Genomic DNA, 20,614 nt, shown 5'->3' with positions numbered 1-20,614 from the left:
ATACTCGATAACTGTGCAGTTATTGCTTGGCAGCAACGACCTGGCGACAGCACAGGCGATCGTACAACCCTACGACGACGAATACCAGTAGGGATGGTGATAACCATGCCAGACCTTGCTCAGCCAATGGCAGATGCTGAGTCCATTCCGGCAGATATTGTGCAAAGGTCGAGGCCTTTACCGCATCAAGGATACCGAATAATAAACTGACCAACATGACCGGAGCTACGATACGTGGAGCATGGTGCCACCAGCGCAAAGTGAAACTCATCAGCACCAACACAATGCATGGCGGGTAAATAGCCGTCAGCACCGGGATGGAAATCTGAATCAGATGGCTCAGCCCCAAATTCGATACCATCATTGAGAAGATACCGAGGATAAATACCAGTGCACGGTATGACAGCGGCAAATACTGGGCAAAGAATTCAGCGCAGGCACAAGTCAGGCCCACTGCAGTCACCATACAGGCGATGAAAATCAATGCAGCCAGGAACACGCTGCCTAAACCACCGAAGGTGTGCTGAACATAGGCATGCAATACCACCGCACCATTTTGCGCATCAGGCACCAAACCACCGCTGCTTGACCCCAACTTAAACAAGCTCAGATAAACCAGCGTCAAACCGATACCGGCAATCAAACCGGCCCAAATGGTATAGCGCGTCAGCAAGCCAGCAGAAACTACACCACGTGAACGCGCTGCATTGACGATGACGATACCGAACACCAAAGCACCCAAGGTATCCATGGTCAAATAGCCATTGACGAAACCAGAAGAAAACGCGGCATTCTGATATGCATCAGTGGCCGGAATCAGCGGACCAGCAGGCCAAATCAAAGCCGCGATCCCTAAAATAGCCAGTGCTAAAATTTTCAGTGGCGCGAGAATATGCCCGACCGTGTCGAGCAAACGCCCCGGATACAGGGAAATTCCGATAACCAGTGCAAAGTAGACCACACTGTAAATAAACAGCGGCAGTGGGCCATCACCCGTTAAAGGCGCAATACCGACTTCAAAGGAAACTGTCGCAGTGCGCGGGGTGGCAAATAGAGGACCAACGGCCAGATAACAAACAGTTGCCAGTACCAGACCAGCACCGCGACCAATTGGGGTACTCAGAGCATCAATACCGCCGCCCACTCGAGCCAACGCGATAACAGTAATGACCGGTAATCCAACGGCGGTAATCAGGAAGCCCAAAGCGGCCCACCACACATGTTCACCCGATTGCAAACCAACCATCGGCGGGAAGATGATATTGCCGGCCCCAACGAATAAGGCAAAGGTCATAAAGCCCAATGCCATAATATCTTTAGACGATAAACGATGACTCATAGTGATGTGCGTTGCCTAGTTAAATGATCAAAAGAAAAAGTCCTAAGTTGTGGCTTTCCGACGTGATCGAAACGATACAAAGCTCTGATAAACGCAAACTCCGGCGGTTAATAAGCAATCTATTTCGTCAGTATGCAGTGTTTTTGAAGTTATTTGCAGGTGGAATAGGCCAACAACGGCGGTAAGTAGACCGTTTATAGCGGAGAAAGGCAAGTCGGGATCACAAAAGCAGAGTCTTCATCCATACAATATTTAAAAAGCAGTTAATCATGCCAGATTTCGAGAAATACACATCATATGATTTGTATCATTTATACCCAACCGTTAACAGATTACGGCAGATACACCCTAATAATCTGCCAAATTAATAGGCAAAACCCAACTCTTTTCGAGTGTGATTCAGGATCTCAGGGGGCAAGGGCAAATAGCCGTCATGAGTCACGCGCTTTTGCCCTTCTGGTGACAAAACGCGCTCAAGAAAGGCCGCAGTCAACGGCTCCAACGGCTTGCCCGGTGCTTTATTAATATAAATATACAGATAGCGAGATAGAGGGTAGCGGCCATCTTTAACATTCTCAGCCGTTGGCATCACATAATCCTGGTCGTTCGCCGACAAAGACAATGGCTTAACACCACTGTTTCGAAAACCAATGCTGGCGTAACCCATACCATTCAGTGAACCAGCGACAGCTTGCACAACGGAAGCGGACCCAGGCAATTCATTGATATTATTTGAAAAATCACCACCACACAGCACCAGTTGTTTGAAAAAGCCATAGGTACCGGAGGCAGAATTTCGGCTATAGCGCTGTATCGAGCGTTCAGCCCAGCGCCCTTCTAGCCCAAGTTCGCCAAAACGTTGGATGCGATGGGATTCCCCGCAACGACGATTTTGCGAAAATACAGCATCAAGCTGAGATAAGGTTAGTTTATCTAGTGGATTATCCTGATGGACAAAAACCACCAATGCATCCACTGCGACAGGGACAGCAAGTGGTGGATAGCCATAACGCTCAGTAAACGCCATGGTTTCAGCCGCTTTCATTGGCCGGCTCATCGGGCCGAGTTGAGCGGCCCCTGCTGCCAGTGCCGCAGGAGCGGTTGAGGAACCTGCCGCCTGTATTTGCAAATTAACGCCGGGGTAATGATGATTGAAATCATCAGCCCATAAAGACATCAAGTTAGCCAAAGTGTCAGAACCGACACTGGAAAGATTACCAGACAGAGTATCTGGCTTTGGCGCATCGACCACTGTGGCCGGCGATACCGCGACAGGGAGTGCCAGGACGCCGCAGCTAAACCCTAGCAGAGCAGGCAACAGCGCTAGTTTTCCCCATCTCATCAGTTTGATATCCATACAGTCTTAGGATTTGACTGCATTCTCGGTTAAAACCGTCGGAACAATCAACCGATTCGGCAAGGTAAAGATAAATCTCGTCCCCAAACCGATTTCACTCATCACATCCAAACGCGCATCGTGATGGCTCAAAGCATGCTTCACAATTGCCAACCCCAAGCCACTACCACCGGTTTGCCTTGAGCGGGCTTTGTCCACCCGATAGAAGCGCTCGGTCAGGCGTGGCACATGTTCAGGGCCAATACCCGGTCCATTGTCACTCACCTGAAATTGCACCCCTTGAGGTGTTTGCTGCCAGCACACCTCAATTTTGGTGCCATCAGGGGTGTGATTGACTGCATTATAAACCAGATTGGAAACCGCACTGCGCAGTTGATCTTCGTTACCGAATACCTTCAATTGCTCATTAATTCGGAAGGTGATCTCATGACGCCCATTACTCAGCGCTTGCACTTCGTGTTGCAGCATTTTCAGCATGCGCGGAATATCGACCTGCTCATTCATATCCACATTAGGTGCAGCTTCAATTCGCGATAACGTCAATAATTGTTTTACCAGCCCATCCATGCGCTTGGTCTGTTCTTGCATCGTCCCTAGCGCTTTATCTCGTAATGGCCCGACCAACTCTTGGTCGTGCATCATTTCCAGATATCCCTGTAACACCGTCAAGGGAGTGCGCAGTTCGTGGCTCACATTGGCAAAGAAATTACGCCGCGCCCCTTCCAACTGACGCATTTGGGTAACATCACGAGCCACCATAAGCAATTGCCCTTCTGAATAAGGCATCACCCGGAACTCAACGTAATAACCATTATTGAGTTGCAGGGTCAATGGGCGGGAAAATTCTTGTTGTTGCAAATATTGACGGAATTCGGGATAACGCAGCAAGTTGAGAATATGTTGGCCGTTATCCTCCGGCCAACGGAAGCCGAGTAATTGCTGAGCCAAACCATTACACCAGAAAATATTGCCATCAATGGTCGTCATAACCACCGCATCAGGTAAAGACTCAGCACCACTGCGAAAGCGTTTGATAAGTAAAGCCAACTCACGACGCCGGCGGCGATTTCGCAGTTGCATCTGGTACAAGCCGTAAAATAAAGGCTCCCAACTCCAACGCCCTGAAGGTGGCGTCATGCTGCGGTCTAACCACAGCCAGTGAGATAATTTGAGTTGGTTATAGAAATTCCACACCAGCGCCGCAATAACCGAGACCAATAATAGCCAGGGAAGGTACCCGATAAAGGCACCTAACAGTAATGCGGGCAGACAAAAAAGAGCCAGCTCTAAAGCCAGCGTTTTCCATGATAAACGTTCTAACACAACGAATTCTCCGGCCCTGAAAACTCAGTAGCGCGTTGAGAAACGGTATCCGGTTCCCCGGACAGTTTGTACCATTCTGTCATGGCCATCAATTTCCAGCGCCTTACGTAGCCGACGAATATGCACGTCAACGGTGCGATCTTCTACATAAACGTTAGTGCCCCAAACATAATTAAGCAACTGTTCACGGCTGTAAACGCGCTCCGGATGAGTCATGAAAAAGTGCAATAATTTAAATTCGGTCGGCCCCATATCCAACGCTTGATCATTGGCCATAACCCGATGTGAGGAGGGATCAAGGCTCAACCCTTGCATTTCAATCACTTCTTCAACCGCCATTGGCGATATCCGGCGCATAACCGCTTTGATACGCGCCACCAGCTCTTTGGGTGAAAAAGGCTTAGTAATATAGTCATCCGCCCCCACTTCCAAACCACGCACTCTGTCTTCTTCTTCGCCACGCGCTGTCAGCATCATCACCGGAATATCTCGGGTCAGAGCTTCACGTTTCATATGTTTAATAAACTGAATACCCGAGCCGCCAGGTAACATCCAGTCCAACAACACTAAATCAGGGTAAGGCTCGGACAAACGAGTGACTGCACTGTCGTAATCCTCGGCTTCTAACGGTTGGTAGCCATTCTGTTCCAACACAAAGCACACCATCTCACGGATTGGTGCTTCATCTTCAACTACCAGTATGCGTCTTGCCATCATCAACCCTGCCAGTAAGTTAGTGGTCACTATTTGATTTCGGAAGTCATTATGCGTCAGTTTTGTGACATTTTTATGAAAAACATCCCCCTCTGGCAAGCAATAAGCATAGTGATAAATTTCATGATAAATGCAAAATGCAGCACTCAAGTTTGCGAGGCGTCTCGGAGATTTCCCTCACAGCCTTTTTTTAGCCGCGACATCCAGCAGGCAGCGTTTATAATCAGCGCCATTATCTTTACATGGCGACCGGCCCGAGCGGGAGATTTATGCGCATTATTCATACCTCTGACTGGCATTTGGGCCAGCATTTCTTTACCAAAAGCCGTGCGGCTGAACATCAGGCATTCCTGCACTGGCTCATAGAACAGATCAAAGAAAATCAGGTAGATGCGCTGATTGTGGCGGGTGATATTTTTGATACCGGCGCCCCACCTAGCTATGCACGTGAGCTATATAACCGTTTCGTGGTTGAACTACAGCCGACGAACTGCCAGTTGGTTGTTCTGGGGGGCAACCATGATTCAGTATCAACGCTGAATGAATCTCGCGGCTTGCTTTCTTATTTGAATACCACAGTCATTTCCTGCGCCAGCAGCAATTTGGATCAACAGGTTATTATTTTGAAAGACCGCCAAAATCATCCTGCGGCGCTGCTGTGCGCGATTCCCTTTTTACGTCCACGAGATCTAGTCACCAGTCAGGCGGGTGAATCCGGTGGTCAGAAACAACTGGCGTTGCAGGAAGCAATTGCTGCCCATTATCAGGCGCTTTATCAGCGAGCCGTCGAGCTGCGTACCGAGTTAGGCCTGCCCTTGCCGATTATTGCTACCGGGCACCTAACTACGGTGGGGGTCACTACCTCAGACTCGGTTCGTGATATTTACATCGGCACATTGGATGCTTTCCCGGCCCACGCTTTCCCCCCGGCAGATTATATTGCTCTGGGCCATATTCATCGTGCTCAGCAAGTAGCAAAAACCGAACATATCCGATATAGCGGTTCGCCAATTGCCCTGAGTTTTGATGAGCTGAGCAAAGAGAAAAGTGTTTATCTGGTGGAGTTTGCCCAGCAGACATTAGCCTCTGTGACCCCAATCTTCATTCCACAATTTCAACCAATGCAATTAATCAAAGGTGACTTAGCGCAAATTGAGCAACAGTTGACTAAATTTGCCGACCACCAAGGGTTACCGGTGTGGCTGGATATCGAAGTTGCCACACAAGATTATCTCACTGATATTCAAAGGCGAATTCAGGCATTAGCCGCAGAACTCCCCGTTGAGGTGGTACTCTTACGCCGCAGCAAAGAGCAGCGTAATAACAGTATTGAGCGGCAGGAAAAGGAAACACTCAATGAACTGAGTGTCACTGATGTATTTGAACGCCGGCTGGCGCTAGAGGCGGATTTAGCCGCACCACGCCAAGAGCGCATGCGACAGATGTTTAATCTGGTGGTTGAAGATATCACGCAAGGTAAAGATACCGCAGAGGAGCAATCTGCATGAGAATTTTAAGTCTACGGCTGAAAAACATTAATTCTCTACAGGGTGAATGGAAGATAGATTTCACCGCCGAACCTTTTGCCAGCAACGGTTTATTCGCGATAACCGGCCCGACTGGGGCAGGGAAAACCACCCTGCTCGATGCCATTTGTCTTGCATTATACCACCAGACCCCGCGGTTGAATGTCACCCCCAGCCAAAACGAACTGATGACTCGCCACACGGCGGAGTCACTGGCTGAAGTCGAGTTTGAGGTAAAAGGAACGCGTTATCGTGCTTTCTGGAGCCAACGGCGCGCTAAAAATAGCTCGGAAGGAAATCTGCAAGCGCCTAAAGTTGAGTTGGCGCTATGCGAAAACGGCAAGATTCTGGCCGATAAAGTGCGCGATAAGCTTGATATGGTTGCCGCAATCACCGGGCTGGATTTTGGCCGATTTACCAAATCGATGATGCTGTCACAGGGGCAATTTGCGGCATTTCTCAATGCTGATGCCAATGATCGCGCGGAATTATTGGAAGAGTTAACCGGCACTGACATCTATGGTCGGTTATCTGAACACGTATTTGAGCAACATAAGCAAGCCAAGATCGCACTAGATGCATTGCATCAACGCGCCAGCGGTATTGAACTGCTAAATGAAGAGCAGCGTGCAGATCTGGCGCAACAATTAGATGTACTCGGTGAACAAGAAAAGCAGCTTGCTTCAGAACAGCGGGTAAATCAAAAGCAAATAAATTGGCTCATCGGATGGCAGCAACAGCAAAAAAATGTGTTGGAATATCAACAGCAGCAGAAAATTATTGAGCAAGAATATCTGCAAGCACAACCCGAACTGCAACGCCTGGCCCGTAGTGAACCAGCAGAAAAGTTACGCCCCCTATTACGCGAGTGTTCCCGTAGCCTACAGGATTTGCAGCAGATACAACTGCGTATCACCACACTGACGCAGCAGCAACAGCAACTTCAAACACAACTGACGCCACTGACTCAGGCGCTGGAGCAAGCCAATCTTGCCCGCCAGCAACACGCAACTAATCAACATGAGCAAGAAACACTGATCGAGCAAAAAGTCGTTCCGCTGGATAACCTTATTGCTCAACAACAGCACTCATTAATGCTACTAGGTACGCAACTGGAACAGTTACGCACCAAAGAACAGCAGAGTAAACAACAGCTTGAACTAAATGAACAACAGTTCAAGCTAGCTTACCAGCGCCTGCAACAACTGACTGAGTACACCCAGCAGTATGCCCACCATCAACACTGGGAAAAAAACCTGCCTTTGTGGCGTGAGCAGTTCCGCCAATTACACATGCAGCAACAACAATCAGTTGAAAGCGAACAGCAGTTGCAACAGCAGGCCATGTTACTGGCGACCTTACAACAGCAAATTGACACACTGAATGAACAAGATAAACAGCAACAAGCTGCATTAGTACAAGCCCACTCGCAGACCGGTAGTATTCAGCAACAATTGTCAGCACTGGAGCAACAACAGCCCTCCGCGCAGTTACGCCAACAACTCATTGAGCTACAACAACAACGGCCTGTACGACAACAATTAGCGGCATTATCGCCATTGGCGCAGCAAGTTCAGGCGTTGCATGATAAACAGCGACAGCAGTTTATTGCCCAACAGCAGCAACTACAATTACTCGAACAACAGCTAGCAGAAAAACGTCAGTTATATAAACAACAAAAACAGCATCTGACTGATCTGGAGACTTTGCTGGAACGCGAAAAACAAATCGTCCGGTTAGAGTCTGAAAGAGCCAAACTGCAACCAGGAGAAGCATGCCCATTATGTGGTGCAGTGGATCACCCTGCCATTACTGAGTATCAGGCAGTAAAACCCTCAGAAACGGCGGTGCGAGTAGAAGAACTGCGACTGCAGGTTGAACAACTTTTCACTGCGGGAACTGAATTACGCACTCAGGTCGCCAGCATGCAGCAACAACAGTTGCGTCTGGAGCAAGAGTTACAGCACAGCCAGCAGCAACTGACAGATTATCACCAGCAATGGCATGCACTGACACAACCATTAACGCTAACATTTGCGTTGAATGAACCTGAGACCTTAATAGCCTGGTTGGAACAACAAGAACAATCAGAGCAAACCTGTCAGCTAAAACTGGCGGAATATGAACGATTGAATCAGCAATATCAACAAGCTAAAGATATTCTGACTCAAGCAGAACAGCAGCAGCAAAAACATCAGCAGCAATTAGCCCTAATTAGTCAGCGCCGACAAGATGCCGAGCAAGCGCACCAAAAGTTGCATGCACAACATCAACACCAACTGGTTGAATTGGCAAAAACACGTCAAGACTTTAGCCATGCTCTGGCTGAGTTATCGCTATCAATGCCTGAAGCAGACCAACAACAGAGCTGGCTGGCACTGCGGGAAGAGGAAAATCAGCGCTGGCACCAGTATCAGCAGGAACAACAACAGTTGGCACTGGGGCAAAAAGCACTGGAAACGCAGATTGAAAATGAACGTCGCCACCTGCAAGAGTGTATTGATCAGCTATCTATACTCACACAACAACATCAGCAGACCGAGACACTGTTGCAGCAACAAAAGCGACAACGTCAGGCGCTATTTGGTGACCGCAGTGTGGTGGAAGCCCGCCAGTTATTGCGCCAACAACAGCAACAAGTAGAACTGGCCCAACAAAATACAGCACAAGCCCTGCAACAAGCACAATCTCAACTTAACTTACTCTCCGGCGAACTGACGGGGCTAGAACAACAGTGCAATCAAAATCAACAACGAGCCACTACAGCCCAAGCTGAATTACGGCAAGCACTGGCAAGTAGTGAATTTGATGATGAGGCAGCCTTAACCGCTGCACTCCTGAGTGAGGAAGAAAGGCAGCGTTTGCAGCAATTGCAACAGCAACTGAGTGAGCACCAGCAACAGGCCAATATCCGTCACCAACAAGCCAGTGAAGCATTGGCTCAACTGATACAATCTTGCCCTGATGGCGTCGATCAGACATCTGAATTGGCGGTATTACAGCGGCAATCAGAACAATTACTGGCCCAACTGAAAGCCAATACCTTACGGCAAGGTGAATTACGCAATCAGCTAGAAAGTGACATAATTCGCCGTCGCAACCAACATGCACTGTTTGAGCAAATTGAACATAGCCAGCAACAATATGATGACTGGAGCTATCTCAATCACTTAATTGGCTCTAAAGAAGGTGATAAATTCCGCAAGTTTGCCCAAGGCTTGACACTCGATCATTTGGTCTATCTGGCAAACAACCAACTCAGCCGCCTACATGGGCGCTATCAATTGCAGCGTAAAACCAGTGACGCGCTGGAACTACAAGTGGTGGATACCTGGCAAGCGGATGCTATCCGTGACACCCGCACCTTGTCAGGGGGAGAAAGCTTCCTGGTCAGCTTAGCTCTGGCTTTGGCACTATCAGATCTGGTCAGCCATAAAACCAGTATTGATTCACTATTTCTCGATGAAGGCTTCGGTACCTTGGATGCGGAGACACTGGATACGGCACTGGATGCCCTGGATAGCCTGAATGCATCGGGTAAAACCATTGGCGTTATTAGCCATGTCGAGGCGATGAAAGACAGAATCCCAGTGCAAATTAAAGTGAAAAAAGTCAACGGATTGGGCGTTAGCCGCTTAGATAACATCTTCCGAGTCAATCAAGACTAAGCATTTAGACAGACTGCTGACAAACCCCAACAACTCGATCTTGCAAGGTGATGACAGGTAGAAGAGTAAAGCGTCCGCGCCAGGGACGGCGCGGTTCGAGCCCAGGGAAGGGTTTACGGCGTCTTTACGATCTGCCTGTTTTCGCCGCTACGGGCACTTTGTCATTAACCTCATTTAGAGTTACAGCCACACAGCAAGCGATCAAATCCCGATGAACTTATTTATAACTAAGATCAACTATAAGTAAGTGATTCGGGTGCGCGAGTACAGCTAACAACGCTGTAGCGTCAAGGACGAAGGGCAGGCCACAGCCAAGCGGCCCCGCGCACCCCACTAGAATCCCCATGTACAGCTTTACGAACCGGGGTTTCGCACTCGCCGCCAAATACCCAAGGGCTAATTAACGCAGTTACTGTTTTATATAGACGGTCGACATTGCTCATCCCGCCACCTAATACCACAACATCAGGATCAAAAAGGTTGATAACATGGGCTAATGATTTGGCCAAGCGACGCTCGTAATTGACCATCACCTGCTCAGCCAACACCTCACCTTGTTCAACTAACGCCATAATCTCATGACCCTTAAGTGGCTGACCACTCAGGCGAAAGTAATCCGTAGCAAAACCTGTTCCGGAGACAAAGGTCTCAATACAGCCTGATTTTCCGCAATAACAAGCCACTTCCTGTTGATACTGCCGCTCTTCATCATCCTGCCACGGCAATGGGTTATGCCCCCACTCACCGGAAATACCATTACCACCAGCATGCACACGCCCATCAATGGCAATACCTGAACCACAACCCGTACCAATAATGACTGCAAATACCAGATGCTTTCCAGCACCAGCACCATCAGTTGCCTCCGATACAGCAAGACAGTTAGCATCATTCGCCAGACGCACCGGACGAGAGAGAAGCGTTGACAGGTCTTTATCCAGCTCTTGTCCATTTAGCCAAACTGAATTGGCATTTTTCACCTTCCTGGTGAAAGGAGAAAGTGTCCCTGGGATACCCACGCCAACACTGCCCTGCACCCCAGTAGCCTTTTCTGCATCGGCGACTAATCCCGCAATTGCCTGCAAGGTTTTTTGATAATCATGGCGTGGGGTATCGACCCTTTTACGGAAAAGCTCCAGCCCATCATTTGCTAAAGCAATAACTTCTATTTTGGTGCCACCCAGATCTATACCAATGCGCATAGCGCCTTACCTCATCGACAGGATTGTTTGTGGTGTGACGATGGTGATAACCCGTCTATATCTGCATATACTCCGGCAGTTCAGGGAAATCACGATAATAAGAATCCGCATCTTTTAGTTTGGACAATACCTCGCTACGACACAATCTCTGGCACACGCAATTTTGCGTTTTGTCGTATTTGAATCCTGTGAGATATGAATCAGCTTCAGTGAGTTACCCCGCAGCACTGTTTTTTTCTTATTCTTTTACTAGGGGCCAACGCCTCAATTCGTTATCATGCCGCCCTGCGTTTGATTAACTCGCGCGCTCCAGGCGCGCCCGAGCCAGGGATAACACTATGCTGTGGTTTAAGAATTTAATGGTTTACCGTTTGAGCCGGGAAGTTTCGCTGTCTGCGGATGAAATGGAGAAACAGTTAAGCGCCTTCAGTTTCACACCATGCGGCAGTCAGGATATGGCAAAAACCGGTTGGGTATCACCGATGGGTTCACACAGCGATGCCTTAACCCATACGGTTAATGGCCAAATCGTCATTTGTGCGCGAAAAGAAGAGAAAATCTTGCCATCGCCAGTCATTAAGCAAGAGTTGCAAGCCAAAATTGAACGGTTGGAAGGTGAACAGCATCGCAAGCTGAAGAAAACTGAAAAAGACTCATTAAAAGATGAGGTTTTGCACAGTTTATTACCACGTGCATTTAGCCGTTTTAATCAAACTTTCTTATGGATTGATACCGTCAATGACCTGATTATGGTCGATGCGGCCAGTGCCAAGCGTGCTGAAGATACCCTGGCATTACTGCGTAAAAGCCTGGGCTCTTTACCGGTCGTTCCGCTGACGTTAGAAAATCCGATTGAACTGACTTTAACTGAGTGGGTTCGTAGCAAAGAATTACCGTCTGGCTTTGCACTGATGGATGAAGCTGAATTGAAAGCTATTCTGGAAGATGGTGGCGTGATCCGCTGTAAGAAACAGGATCTGTTCAGTGATGAAATCGCGGTGCATATAGAAGCGGGTAAACTGGTAACTAAGCTGGCGCTGGATTGGCAAGAGCGTGTTCAGCTCGTTCTGTCCGATGACGGTTCGCTAAAACGCCTGAAATTCTCAGATACCTTGCGTGAGCAAAACGAAGATATTGATCAGGAAGATTTTGCTCAACGTTTCGATGCCGATTTTATTCTGATGACCAGCGAGTTGGCTGCTCTGATTAAAAATCTGATTGAAGCCTTGGGTGGTGAAGCCCAGCACTAATATCGCCGTAGCTTTAAGCGCCAAATATATAAGCCCTCTCGACATTTGAGAGGGCAAATTCAAAGAATAAATTAACTCAAGTATTTACACAGATACGAAGATGCTTCAGCCACTTGCAGGTTAAATTCACTGTTCGCGGGGACATAGAAAGTTTCACCGGGATTGAAAACTTCCCAGCCGGATGAACCAGGGATCAATACTTTTAAGCTACCGGTGATTACCGTCATCTCTTCCGGTTTAGCGGTACTAAAGGTGTACTCGCCCTTTTCCATCACCCCAACGCTAGCCTGTCCAATGCTGTCACTGTCAAAACCAATAGATTTCACTTTCCCGGTAAAATACTCATTAAATTTCAGCATAGTTTTGCACCCGCGTCTTAATTCAAAATTGAGCTTTCATATTAGAGTCACTATAAATGGTCTGTCACTGATTATTATGGCGAAATGGGATCATAACCGGATTCACTGCTGTGGTTGCGGAGAAAGCATACGATTTAGCGACCAGAAAACACCTTCACAGCATATAGGGTGAAGGTTCATAGTACGAAAATGAGGTGATATTAAAGATTGCGGAGAATGTACAGCGCCAGCGAAGTTTCAAACACCACAATCAATATTGACCAAAATGCCGGCATAAAATTGGTGTGTTGATGGATAAACAATTTGACGGTTTTCATCGGCCCGCCTTGGTGGCCTTGCCATAAGAGGCATTGATTGACGCAAGTAATTTACGTCAAAATGATTACGTAGGTGATAATTGTACTCTTCGTATAATTAACCGGCAATCAGATAGGCGAGCGATTCATTCCATAAAGCACGTATCTTACAAATTAGACCGGCTGGCTATTTAACCTTCTCATCAGCCAGTATGTACAAAATCTGCTCAACAACCTCTTCTGGCGGTTGAGTGGCATCCAGCACATGATGAGCAACCTCCTGATAGAGCGGCTCCCGACTGGCTAACACATCCAGCATTTCTTCAACAATCGGTTTGCCAGTCAAACTTGGCCGCTGGGCATCTTCCGGATCTTCCGCCAATCGTTCTGCCAATACATTCGCTGATGCGCGCAAATAAATAACCATCCCGTGCTGGCGCATAAATGTACGGTTATCATGGGATAACACCGCACCACCGCCGGTAGCAACCACTGTTTTAGGCGCGGTTACGGTCTGTAGGGCCATACTTTCTCGCAGACGGAAACCATCCCACCCCTCGCGGGCAACAATTTCGGCTACACTCGACTGCAAAGTTTGCTGCATAAACAAATCTGTATCAATAAAGCGATATCCCAACGCCTGTGCTAACGCTTTCCCTATTGTTGTCTTACCTGCACCGCGCGCGCCGACCATAAAGATAGTCTGTGTCATTACTTGAAAGTCCTTTCGCATCCGCTTTTAAGGATAAATTCTCGATATCAAAAAACCGGCCACTATTATTGGCCGCTTAAACTGGATTAACACTCAGCCCTACGCTGTAGATGCAAATGATACCTATAATTGAGGGCAGTGCAAACTTTACAACATTGTAAAATTAACGATACAGCTAATGGATAGCCTATTGCACTATCAGCCGATATGCAGCATCAATGCACATCGGCTGATAACCGGAATTAGAAATCAACACTGGCGCGCAAAACAAACTGTCGAGGCTCACCAACAGCAACGCGCAAATTACCGCCACTGGATGGGTAATAGGTTTTATCCAGGAAGTTCTTCACATTGAGTTGCCATTTCACCCGATAATTACTGATAGGTAATGAATAAGAGATAAAGGCGTCGGCCACCGTGTAGTCATCTAAGGTAAAACTGTTGGCTGCATCACCGGCTCGCCGCCCGACATAACGTGCACCCGCGCCTATTCGTAAATCATCACCACCCTGCCAACCGGTAGATCCCAATGCTTGCGTCAGAAATACAGAGGCGCTATTACGAGCCACATTAGTCATCTGATTGCCTTTATTATCAGGATCTTCTGTTACTCTGGCATCAGTATAAGCATAAGTGGCAATCGCGCTTAAGTTATCGGTCAGCTGCCCAGCGATATCTAATTCAACCCCTTGCGAACGCACACGACCTGCGGTACGAGTGATGGTTTCACCATTAACTAACTCATTGACCATGACATTACGTTTTGCAATATCAAACAGCGCCAAAGTCCCCGTCACGCCATTGACTAATTCCACTTTACTCCCGACTTCCCAGGATTGGCCTTGCTCTGGCGGCAGCGAATCTATCTGGGTGGCGATAGATGAATTAGGTTTGAAAGACTCACTGTAACTACCATATAAAGAGACTTCTGGCGTCAGCTTATAAACTACTCCGGCACGGGGAACTAACTTACTGTCAGAGCTATCAGTATTGGTGATGAATGGTCGGCCTTTACCCGCAAAAACATCAAAACGATCGTAACGTAAACCTGCCAGTACAATCCATTTATCGGTCAACTCAATGGAATCTTGCATAAACCAGCCGTAGCTTTTCAGGTTTTCACGCTGGTCACTGTCTTTAGCGCTGACTGCCGTTGACGGTGGCATCAAACCATATACGGGATCATAGATATTAAAGTTTGAGTTCTTTTTACCGCGAATCATATCGCCACGATATGTGCGGCTATCTTCATAATCAAAACCAAAGAGCATCTGATGGCCCATGCCGCCCAAGTCAAGGTCACCATTGAGTGTCATTTGCACGGCCTGAGCGCGGCTAACCGCACTGGCAGTGGCGTCGGCCTGACGACTCAATACGCCGGTAATGGGATCTAGCAATAATGCACGAGCCTGGTTATCGCTATAACGATTGCGGTTATAGGCGTAGGTCAGAGAGCTTTTCCAATTATCATTCAGCACCTGATCAATTTGCAGCGTGATATTGTCCTGATCACCACGAGTGGCGTTATAGGCTTCATCAAAGCGACGATCACGCGGAGTATTGACCGGTTTCCCGGTGCGGCTATCAATAATAGTGCCGCGATCAAAGGGGGTGAGATACTCCATATGTTCGTAAGCCACACGCACTGTGGTCGTGTCACCAAACCACATAACCGCTGGCGCAACAACTGTTTGACGATTACGACCAAAGTTGCGCCAATAATCAGTCTCATCGTGATCGACAATCATCCGATACGCAAAACCGGATTGGCCCAATGGGCCAGTGACATCCAGCTGCCCGCCGCCGCCTTTAAAACTGCTGCCCCACCCTTCAATATGTGTTTGCTGCACTAACTGTGGCTTCTTGGTAATCATATTGATCACCCCACCCGGCTCCCCCATACCATATAACATTGAGGCCGGGCCTTTCAAAACTTCGACCCGCTCCGTGGTGGGGGTGAAATTACGAGCCTGAGCTGAGCGCACGCCGTCGCGCAAGATGGAGCCATCACGGTTATCACCAAACCCTCGCTTCATCACGGCATCTTGTGTGCCACCTAATGTATTAGATTGAGTAATACCACTGACGTTATACAGCGCCTCATCAATATTTCTTGCTGCCTGGTCACGTAATACTTGCCGCGGAACCACGTTAACCGCCTGCGGCACATTCAGCAGATTGGTTTCAGTGCGCGTTCCGGTAACACTGCTGGTTGGCTGATAGCTTTGTGTGTCAGCTTCACGTTGCTGACCAATCACCACTATTTTGGTTTTTTCTTCGCTATTTTTAGTTGCTGTTTGAGAATCAGCAGCTTGGGCAATTGGCCCCATAACAAGCAGCGGCAGGCTACACCAGTACATATGCTGGCGTTTAATTATTTTCATTTTCTAACTGACTCCAATAAATCCCTGAAAAAGGTAACGGCAAAAATTGTTGATATAATTGTTGGAAAGTTTGTTGCGGATTGATATCGGCAAAGAGGTCTGGATAGAAGGCCTTTGCAAACATTTCTACCGCCACAACGTGGTAGGGGCTGAGGTAGAAATTGTGCCAGATACTGTAGGCCCGCCCTTGGGTTACCGCGTTAAGATGAGAGAGGATCGGTTGCTCTGATAGCACTTGTTGGAAGCTGTGCTGCGCCTGTTCGGCATTAACCAGCGGCCCTAATTGTAAATTTGAGAAGCGTTTTCCTGTCGGGCCTGCCATGCCAGTTGCAATATAAATATCGGGATTGGCTTGCAGCATATTTTCTGGATTCAGCTCACCATAAACAGTATTAATACGAGAAACGGCGATATTATCGCCCCCAGCAAAAGCAATCAGGTCACCAAGATTGCCTTTAGAGGCTGTGGTACAACAACTTTCTCGTCGCCCAAGATGCAAATGCAGCATAACTGTCGGCTTTCGCCCTTGATAATTGGCGAGACGTTGCTGGATAAGCTGCATATGCTGTTGATAAAAATTGATAAATTGCTCAGCACGGGCTTGGCGATTAAGCACCTCTCCTAAAAGTTTAATACTGGGAACGGTGTGTTTTAATAAATCGACCCGCAGATCCACATAGATAACCGGAATACCGGCTTTAGTCAGGCCAGCAAGTGTCCCATCATCGCCCTCGGCACGAGCAAATCGCGGCAGAATAATCAGATCAGGTTGTAATTGGATTAAACTCTCAACATTGATCTGACGAATATTTCCACTGCCAATCATTGGAATCTTGGCGATTTCGGGGAATTTTTGGGTGTAAAGCTGCCAGCTTTGCGCATCAAAACGCTCAAGATCTGCGGGCCAACCAATAACACGCTGTGCAGGATTGCCGGGTTCTAATAACGCCAATGTATATAACATCCGGCTTTCACCCAGAATAATACGCTGCGGGTTATCCGGTACGATGACCTGACGACCGAGAATATCGGTAACACTTTTTGCCTGGCTGGTGAGAGTGAAACTTGACAGACAAAAAACCAATAGAATTTGAAAATAGCGCATGCAGATCACATAATCAAAAAAAACAAGTGCGCATGGTAATCATTATCATTGATATTTTCAATTGTATTGCTTATTGCATCAGGAGATGAAAGAAAAACAGCAGAAAGTCCCCCTTAGCCACCCCCTAATTAATAGAGAAAATTGTGCTTTTCGTCTGATAATCCGCTGACAAGCCAGAGAGAATAGTGCAATTTAGCTGAGGGTAATAACCAGACTGAGCCTCTAACGAGGCTGACAAATATAGACCAAAGCTGGCGGGAAATTACGCACGACGCGGATCTTTTTCCAGGTGAAATAACGGGATAATAGAGGCTCGGAAAGGTGGCTGTACTGGAATAACACCAAAACCCCCTGGTTGGCTCGTAAGCGCTGCTGGGCCTGTTGTAATATCTTGATACTTATCTTGGTCGGGATTGATAATAATGGTAAACAGCAAAACACCACATCGTAATCTTGATCCAATTGTTCAGCAGAACGGAATGCGACCTGCAATCGAGAGTCATTAATCTGATGCAGAGAATGCACAAAATGAGGCTGGATTTCGTAAGCCTGCAAGCGCGAGCTTTCTGACATATGCGACAAAATACGCTTGGTCAGCACTCCATCAGCCGCCCCTAGCTCAGCGATATTAAGACTTTTTTTCCAATCTACCTGATTCAACATCGCCTGACATAACCAAGGCGAGGAAGGGGCCAAGGTACCAACGGTACGTGGTGAGGCAATAAAACGCTGTAAATAAGAAAACTGACTTTTAAAATTACGCCGGACAGTGTTTAGCATAGCCGCTCCTCGGAAACCCGGATGGACTACAATAACACCTTATTTTCCTTAAGTTCTCATTAAGATTGCTCTAAGAGTTAACTATTTTTAGTCTATAAATAGAAGAAATTTGTCTTTATGAATACTTGCAACACTAAAACAATCAAGCCCGATATAATAATAAATAACCATTGTCATATCGGGCTTTTAATCAATATTAATACTGTATCTAACTATTTCGTTAACACTTACTGACAATAAAGAATTAACGATAAATTTCAGCGCTGGCACTGTAATTACTCGAATCACCGGGGTTACTGATACCAATAATTCGGTAGTGGCTGGCACCATCAGCATCCGCTTTCGCCTTCAGTGCTGACTCCACATCCGTCGGTGACCCACTGACATTAGAAAGAGAAATAACCCCGATACTTTGCAATTTGATTGCTTGTTCTGAACTGACTTCCTGCGCGGCCATAGTGGCGAATGATGCGGTAGCAATAAGTGCAGCTGCGATGACTGGTAATAGTTTCATAATATGCTCCAACTGGCAGGTTATATGTAATGTCTTTGTGAGGTTAATTATGAGTGAACCAATGCAAGGGGACGTAATGCTGTGTAAAGAAGACTAATCATTGTGAGGAGAATAAGGAGGAAATAAAAATATCTATGTCGCCTATGTCGCAGGAGAATATGAATAAAAAAGAAGGACGCCAGTATAATATACCGCCGCCCATTTATATATATTTAGATACGCTTTGCAACAATCATCATAATATCACTGGTGAAAGAACCATCAGGTTGAATCTCATAATGATTAATTACGCTATCAGATGCTGATTTTTGTAGCTCACGGATGGCAGTAGCGAAATGTGTCGGTGTACGCATTCTGGCAATCCAACTACTGAACTCCAAATATAACCGATCAGACGTCACTTCATTAATGATCAATCCTGCCTCGGTAAACAGTGCTAGCCATTCGCCAGGAGCGTAATTACGAACATGTGACGTATCACGTAAAACCTCCACAGTTTGTAGATAGATATCTAACACGGGATGACCAGGAGAAACGACATCCATAAATATCACCTTGCCACCAGGCCGTAATACCCGCTTAACTTCGCGCAAAGCCTGGCCCACATCATGCCAGTGGTGAGCTGAATAGCGGCTGATGACAATATCAAAGCTCTGATCATCAAAGGGTAATGATTCAGCTAACCCTTGCTTTACTTCAATATTAGTCAGCTTTTTATCCGTAGCAGCCCGGCTGACAACATCTAGCATTTGTGCTGAAAGATCATAAGAAACCACTGATTCTACCGCCGCCGCCGCGGTAAAGCTGGCGTGCCCCGCACCACAGCCGAGATCAAGTAAACGAGCATCACCGTGGGGTTGTAGTCGTGTTGCCAGGCGCTGTAAATCTTTACCTTGAGCATGAACCGTACTGGTTAAATAGGCATTTGCCTGATCACCAAACTGCCGTTCAACGGCATCTTTGTGGCTATTTTGCGTCATCATTACATCCCCATTTTATGATTTAACCATCTGATTTACTTTATCTATCTTATTACCTAAAAAGCATTAAAATGTTTATTCCGAATTAAATCTACTCTACCCAAGACTGAACAATCACAATAGCGTGTTTACACTAGGGAAACATCATGATCGTACTCAGAGAGATGCGTGCTGAGGAACTTAGCGACTATCGGAATTTATTTATTACCGAATATGCGCAAGATTTATCGTCCAACAGTGGCTATAGCAGCGAACAGGCCATCGCTCATGCCAGCCATAGCTTTGATAGCTATCTACCAGAGGGTGTTAATAGCCCTGACGAGCATTTGTATTGCATCGAAAATAAAAGCAATATCGGCCAAGATAGTCAACTGGTGGGCTATTTATGGTTTGGTTTAGGCGAAAATGATCGCGCGGCCTTTATTAAAGATTTTTATGTGCTGCCGCAGTGTCAGCGCAAAGGATATGGTTCGGCCTGTTTACAAGAATTGGAAAAATTGCTGGTGGCTCAAGATATATTTGAGATAAAGCTACGCGTCGCGGCGGATAACCCACAGGCGAAGAGATTATATGAGCAAATGAAATTTGTGATAACGGGGTTTAATATGTCCAAATCGCTACAACCAATGGACAAATCATAATAGAGATAAAGGCAATATTAAGAATGCGCTGGCAGGTCAGCAAGCGAAAATAGATAAAAGGCTGATAATCGGACGAACAGTTCATCAGGATTGTTACCTGCTGTTCCTCTGATAAATCAGTCTAATCGAAGTGTGGGCATGAGATTAAACCATTTTGTCATCACCCATCTGTTGCAGTTGATCCTTGTAAGACTTCACTTTCTGGCGCTTCTTCATCCAGATTGAGAAGGACACAACAAAAATCCCACCTGCCAAGGTTAATACACCTAATTCATGCTGATAAAACAGCATAATAACGAAATAGACAGCAGATATAATTGCTACCCATTTAGCCGAATGACCAATAGAACTTTTCTCATCAGTCAAACGGCGGATACTCTCTTCCTCACTGATCCCCATACTTAATCCTCCTTATTGTTCAGTTTATAATATTGGGGCAGTTGCATGATAATTCAACATATTTT

At 46.9% G+C, this 20,614-nt stretch carries 17 protein-coding genes; 4 read left to right on the top strand and 13 right to left on the bottom strand.

Annotated features, from left to right (window positions below):
- Positions 1 to 19: 19 nt before the first annotated feature.
- The 4 genes from brnQ to phoB all read right to left on the bottom strand — a co-directional run bounded on the left by brnQ (position 20) and on the right by phoB (position 4,733).
- On the bottom strand, positions 20 to 1,339 hold the full coding sequence (gene brnQ / locus FGL26_RS20800; RefSeq protein ID WP_005167571.1) for a branched-chain amino acid transport system II carrier protein: 1,320 nt from the start codon (positions 1,337 to 1,339) through the stop codon (positions 20 to 22).
- Between the two features lie 364 nt (positions 1,340 to 1,703).
- Complete coding sequence (locus FGL26_RS20795; protein ID WP_005167570.1) at positions 1,704 to 2,681, bottom strand: PstS family phosphate ABC transporter substrate-binding protein; 978 nt, start codon at positions 2,679 to 2,681, stop codon at positions 1,704 to 1,706.
- 21 nt (positions 2,682 to 2,702) lie between these two features.
- Positions 2,703 to 4,019: a phosphate regulon sensor histidine kinase PhoR gene (gene phoR / locus FGL26_RS20790; protein ID WP_138060272.1), complete on the bottom strand. Its 1,317-nt coding sequence runs from the start codon at positions 4,017 to 4,019 to the stop codon at positions 2,703 to 2,705.
- A gap of 24 nt (positions 4,020 to 4,043) precedes the next feature.
- Positions 4,044 to 4,733, bottom strand: a complete 690-nt coding sequence (phoB, locus tag FGL26_RS20785; RefSeq protein ID WP_005160580.1) for a phosphate response regulator transcription factor PhoB — start codon at positions 4,731 to 4,733, stop codon at positions 4,044 to 4,046.
- 269 nt (positions 4,734 to 5,002) lie between these two features.
- Between phoB and sbcD the strand changes: the two genes are divergently transcribed.
- Together sbcD and FGL26_RS20775 are read left to right on the top strand one after the other, a co-directional pair.
- Positions 5,003 to 6,241, top strand: coding sequence for an exonuclease subunit SbcD (gene sbcD / locus FGL26_RS20780; RefSeq protein ID WP_005167567.1), 1,239 nt, complete (start codon positions 5,003 to 5,005; stop codon positions 6,239 to 6,241).
- On the top strand, positions 6,238 to 9,927 hold the full coding sequence (locus FGL26_RS20775; RefSeq protein WP_005167564.1) for an AAA family ATPase: 3,690 nt from the start codon (positions 6,238 to 6,240) through the stop codon (positions 9,925 to 9,927). Before sbcD ends, FGL26_RS20775 begins: the two co-directional genes overlap by 4 nt.
- A 287-nt stretch (positions 9,928 to 10,214) precedes the next feature.
- Here the strand turns inward: FGL26_RS20775 and mak are convergent, their stop codons facing one another.
- Positions 10,215 to 11,129 (bottom strand): fructokinase, encoded by a 915-nt coding sequence (gene mak, locus FGL26_RS20770; protein WP_005167562.1) that lies wholly within the window; start codon positions 11,127 to 11,129, stop codon positions 10,215 to 10,217.
- Between the two features lie 338 nt (positions 11,130 to 11,467).
- On the opposite strand from mak, the gene rdgC reads away from it, so the two are divergent.
- On the top strand, positions 11,468 to 12,379 hold the full coding sequence (rdgC, locus tag FGL26_RS20765; RefSeq protein ID WP_005160563.1) for a recombination-associated protein RdgC: 912 nt from the start codon (positions 11,468 to 11,470) through the stop codon (positions 12,377 to 12,379).
- A gap of 71 nt (positions 12,380 to 12,450) precedes the next feature.
- Here rdgC and ppnP read toward each other — a convergent pair whose 3' ends face one another.
- The 7 genes from ppnP to FGL26_RS20730 all read right to left on the bottom strand — a co-directional run bounded on the left by ppnP (position 12,451) and on the right by FGL26_RS20730 (position 19,512).
- Positions 12,451 to 12,738: a pyrimidine/purine nucleoside phosphorylase gene (ppnP, locus tag FGL26_RS20760; RefSeq protein ID WP_005160560.1), complete on the bottom strand. Its 288-nt coding sequence runs from the start codon at positions 12,736 to 12,738 to the stop codon at positions 12,451 to 12,453.
- Between the two features lie 483 nt (positions 12,739 to 13,221).
- Positions 13,222 to 13,746: a shikimate kinase AroL gene (aroL, locus tag FGL26_RS20755; protein ID WP_005167558.1), complete on the bottom strand. Its 525-nt coding sequence runs from the start codon at positions 13,744 to 13,746 to the stop codon at positions 13,222 to 13,224.
- Between the two features lie 242 nt (positions 13,747 to 13,988).
- Positions 13,989 to 16,130, bottom strand: a complete 2,142-nt coding sequence (locus tag FGL26_RS20750) for a TonB-dependent siderophore receptor (protein ID WP_011816920.1) — start codon at positions 16,128 to 16,130, stop codon at positions 13,989 to 13,991.
- Positions 16,117 to 17,235, bottom strand: coding sequence for an ABC transporter substrate-binding protein (locus FGL26_RS20745; RefSeq protein WP_005167552.1), 1,119 nt, complete (start codon positions 17,233 to 17,235; stop codon positions 16,117 to 16,119). The genes FGL26_RS20750 and FGL26_RS20745 overlap by 14 nt, the downstream gene beginning before the upstream one ends.
- A 222-nt stretch (positions 17,236 to 17,457) precedes the next feature.
- Positions 17,458 to 18,015, bottom strand: a complete 558-nt coding sequence (locus FGL26_RS20740) for a class I SAM-dependent methyltransferase (protein WP_005167550.1) — start codon at positions 18,013 to 18,015, stop codon at positions 17,458 to 17,460.
- Between the two features lie 244 nt (positions 18,016 to 18,259).
- Positions 18,260 to 18,529 (bottom strand): YdgH/BhsA/McbA family protein, encoded by a 270-nt coding sequence (locus tag FGL26_RS20735; protein WP_005167548.1) that lies wholly within the window; start codon positions 18,527 to 18,529, stop codon positions 18,260 to 18,262.
- 212 nt (positions 18,530 to 18,741) lie between these two features.
- Positions 18,742 to 19,512 carry a class I SAM-dependent methyltransferase gene (locus tag FGL26_RS20730; RefSeq protein WP_032902516.1) on the bottom strand — a complete coding sequence of 257 codons (771 nt, stop codon included), beginning with the start codon at positions 19,510 to 19,512 and terminating at the stop codon, positions 18,742 to 18,744.
- A gap of 143 nt (positions 19,513 to 19,655) precedes the next feature.
- Here FGL26_RS20730 and FGL26_RS20725 point away from each other — a divergent pair, with 143 nt between their 5' ends.
- Positions 19,656 to 20,150 carry a GNAT family N-acetyltransferase gene (locus FGL26_RS20725; RefSeq protein WP_005167543.1) on the top strand — a complete coding sequence of 165 codons (495 nt, stop codon included), beginning with the start codon at positions 19,656 to 19,658 and terminating at the stop codon, positions 20,148 to 20,150.
- A 144-nt stretch (positions 20,151 to 20,294) separates the two neighbouring features.
- Here the strand turns inward: FGL26_RS20725 and FGL26_RS20720 are convergent, their stop codons facing one another.
- The gene (locus tag FGL26_RS20720; RefSeq protein ID WP_005160536.1) at positions 20,295 to 20,549 is read right to left on the bottom strand and encodes a hypothetical protein; all 255 of its coding nucleotides are present in this window, start codon (positions 20,547 to 20,549) and stop codon (positions 20,295 to 20,297) included.
- Between the last annotated feature and the right edge of the window lie 65 nt (positions 20,550 to 20,614).

Source organism: Yersinia enterocolitica subsp. enterocolitica, assembly GCF_901472495.1.
Lineage (GTDB): Bacteria > Pseudomonadota > Gammaproteobacteria > Enterobacterales > Enterobacteriaceae > Yersinia > Yersinia enterocolitica.
The sequence above is the reverse complement of the archived record's forward strand: the minus strand, read 5'-3'. Positions and strand labels throughout refer to the sequence as shown.

Bases quoted from the DNA above. Each gene is read 5' to 3' on its own strand.
- brnQ (WP_005167571.1), bottom strand. From the start codon at position 1,339: ATGAGTCATCGTTTATCGTCTAAAGATATTATGGCATTGGGCTTTATG.
- FGL26_RS20795 (WP_005167570.1), bottom strand. From the start codon at position 2,681: ATGAGATGGGGAAAACTAGCGCTGTTGCCTGCTCTGCTAGGGTTTAGC.
- phoB (WP_005160580.1), bottom strand. From the start codon at position 4,733: ATGGCAAGACGCATACTGGTAGTTGAAGATGAAGCACCAATCCGTGAG.
- sbcD (WP_005167567.1), top strand. From the start codon at position 5,003: ATGCGCATTATTCATACCTCTGACTGGCATTTGGGCCAGCATTTCTTT.
- FGL26_RS20775 (WP_005167564.1), top strand. From the start codon at position 6,238: ATGAGAATTTTAAGTCTACGGCTGAAAAACATTAATTCTCTACAGGGT.
- mak (WP_005167562.1), bottom strand. From the start codon at position 11,129: ATGCGCATTGGTATAGATCTGGGTGGCACCAAAATAGAAGTTATTGCT.
- rdgC (WP_005160563.1), top strand. From the start codon at position 11,468: ATGCTGTGGTTTAAGAATTTAATGGTTTACCGTTTGAGCCGGGAAGTT.
- ppnP (WP_005160560.1), bottom strand. From the start codon at position 12,738: ATGCTGAAATTTAATGAGTATTTTACCGGGAAAGTGAAATCTATTGGT.
- aroL (WP_005167558.1), bottom strand. From the start codon at position 13,746: ATGACACAGACTATCTTTATGGTCGGCGCGCGCGGTGCAGGTAAGACA.
- FGL26_RS20750 (WP_011816920.1), bottom strand. From the start codon at position 16,130: ATGAAAATAATTAAACGCCAGCATATGTACTGGTGTAGCCTGCCGCTG.
- FGL26_RS20745 (WP_005167552.1), bottom strand. From the start codon at position 17,235: ATGCGCTATTTTCAAATTCTATTGGTTTTTTGTCTGTCAAGTTTCACT.
- FGL26_RS20740 (WP_005167550.1), bottom strand. From the start codon at position 18,015: ATGCTAAACACTGTCCGGCGTAATTTTAAAAGTCAGTTTTCTTATTTA.
- FGL26_RS20735 (WP_005167548.1), bottom strand. From the start codon at position 18,529: ATGAAACTATTACCAGTCATCGCAGCTGCACTTATTGCTACCGCATCA.
- FGL26_RS20730 (WP_032902516.1), bottom strand. From the start codon at position 19,512: ATGATGACGCAAAATAGCCACAAAGATGCCGTTGAACGGCAGTTTGGT.
- FGL26_RS20725 (WP_005167543.1), top strand. From the start codon at position 19,656: ATGATCGTACTCAGAGAGATGCGTGCTGAGGAACTTAGCGACTATCGG.
- FGL26_RS20720 (WP_005160536.1), bottom strand. From the start codon at position 20,549: ATGGGGATCAGTGAGGAAGAGAGTATCCGCCGTTTGACTGATGAGAAA.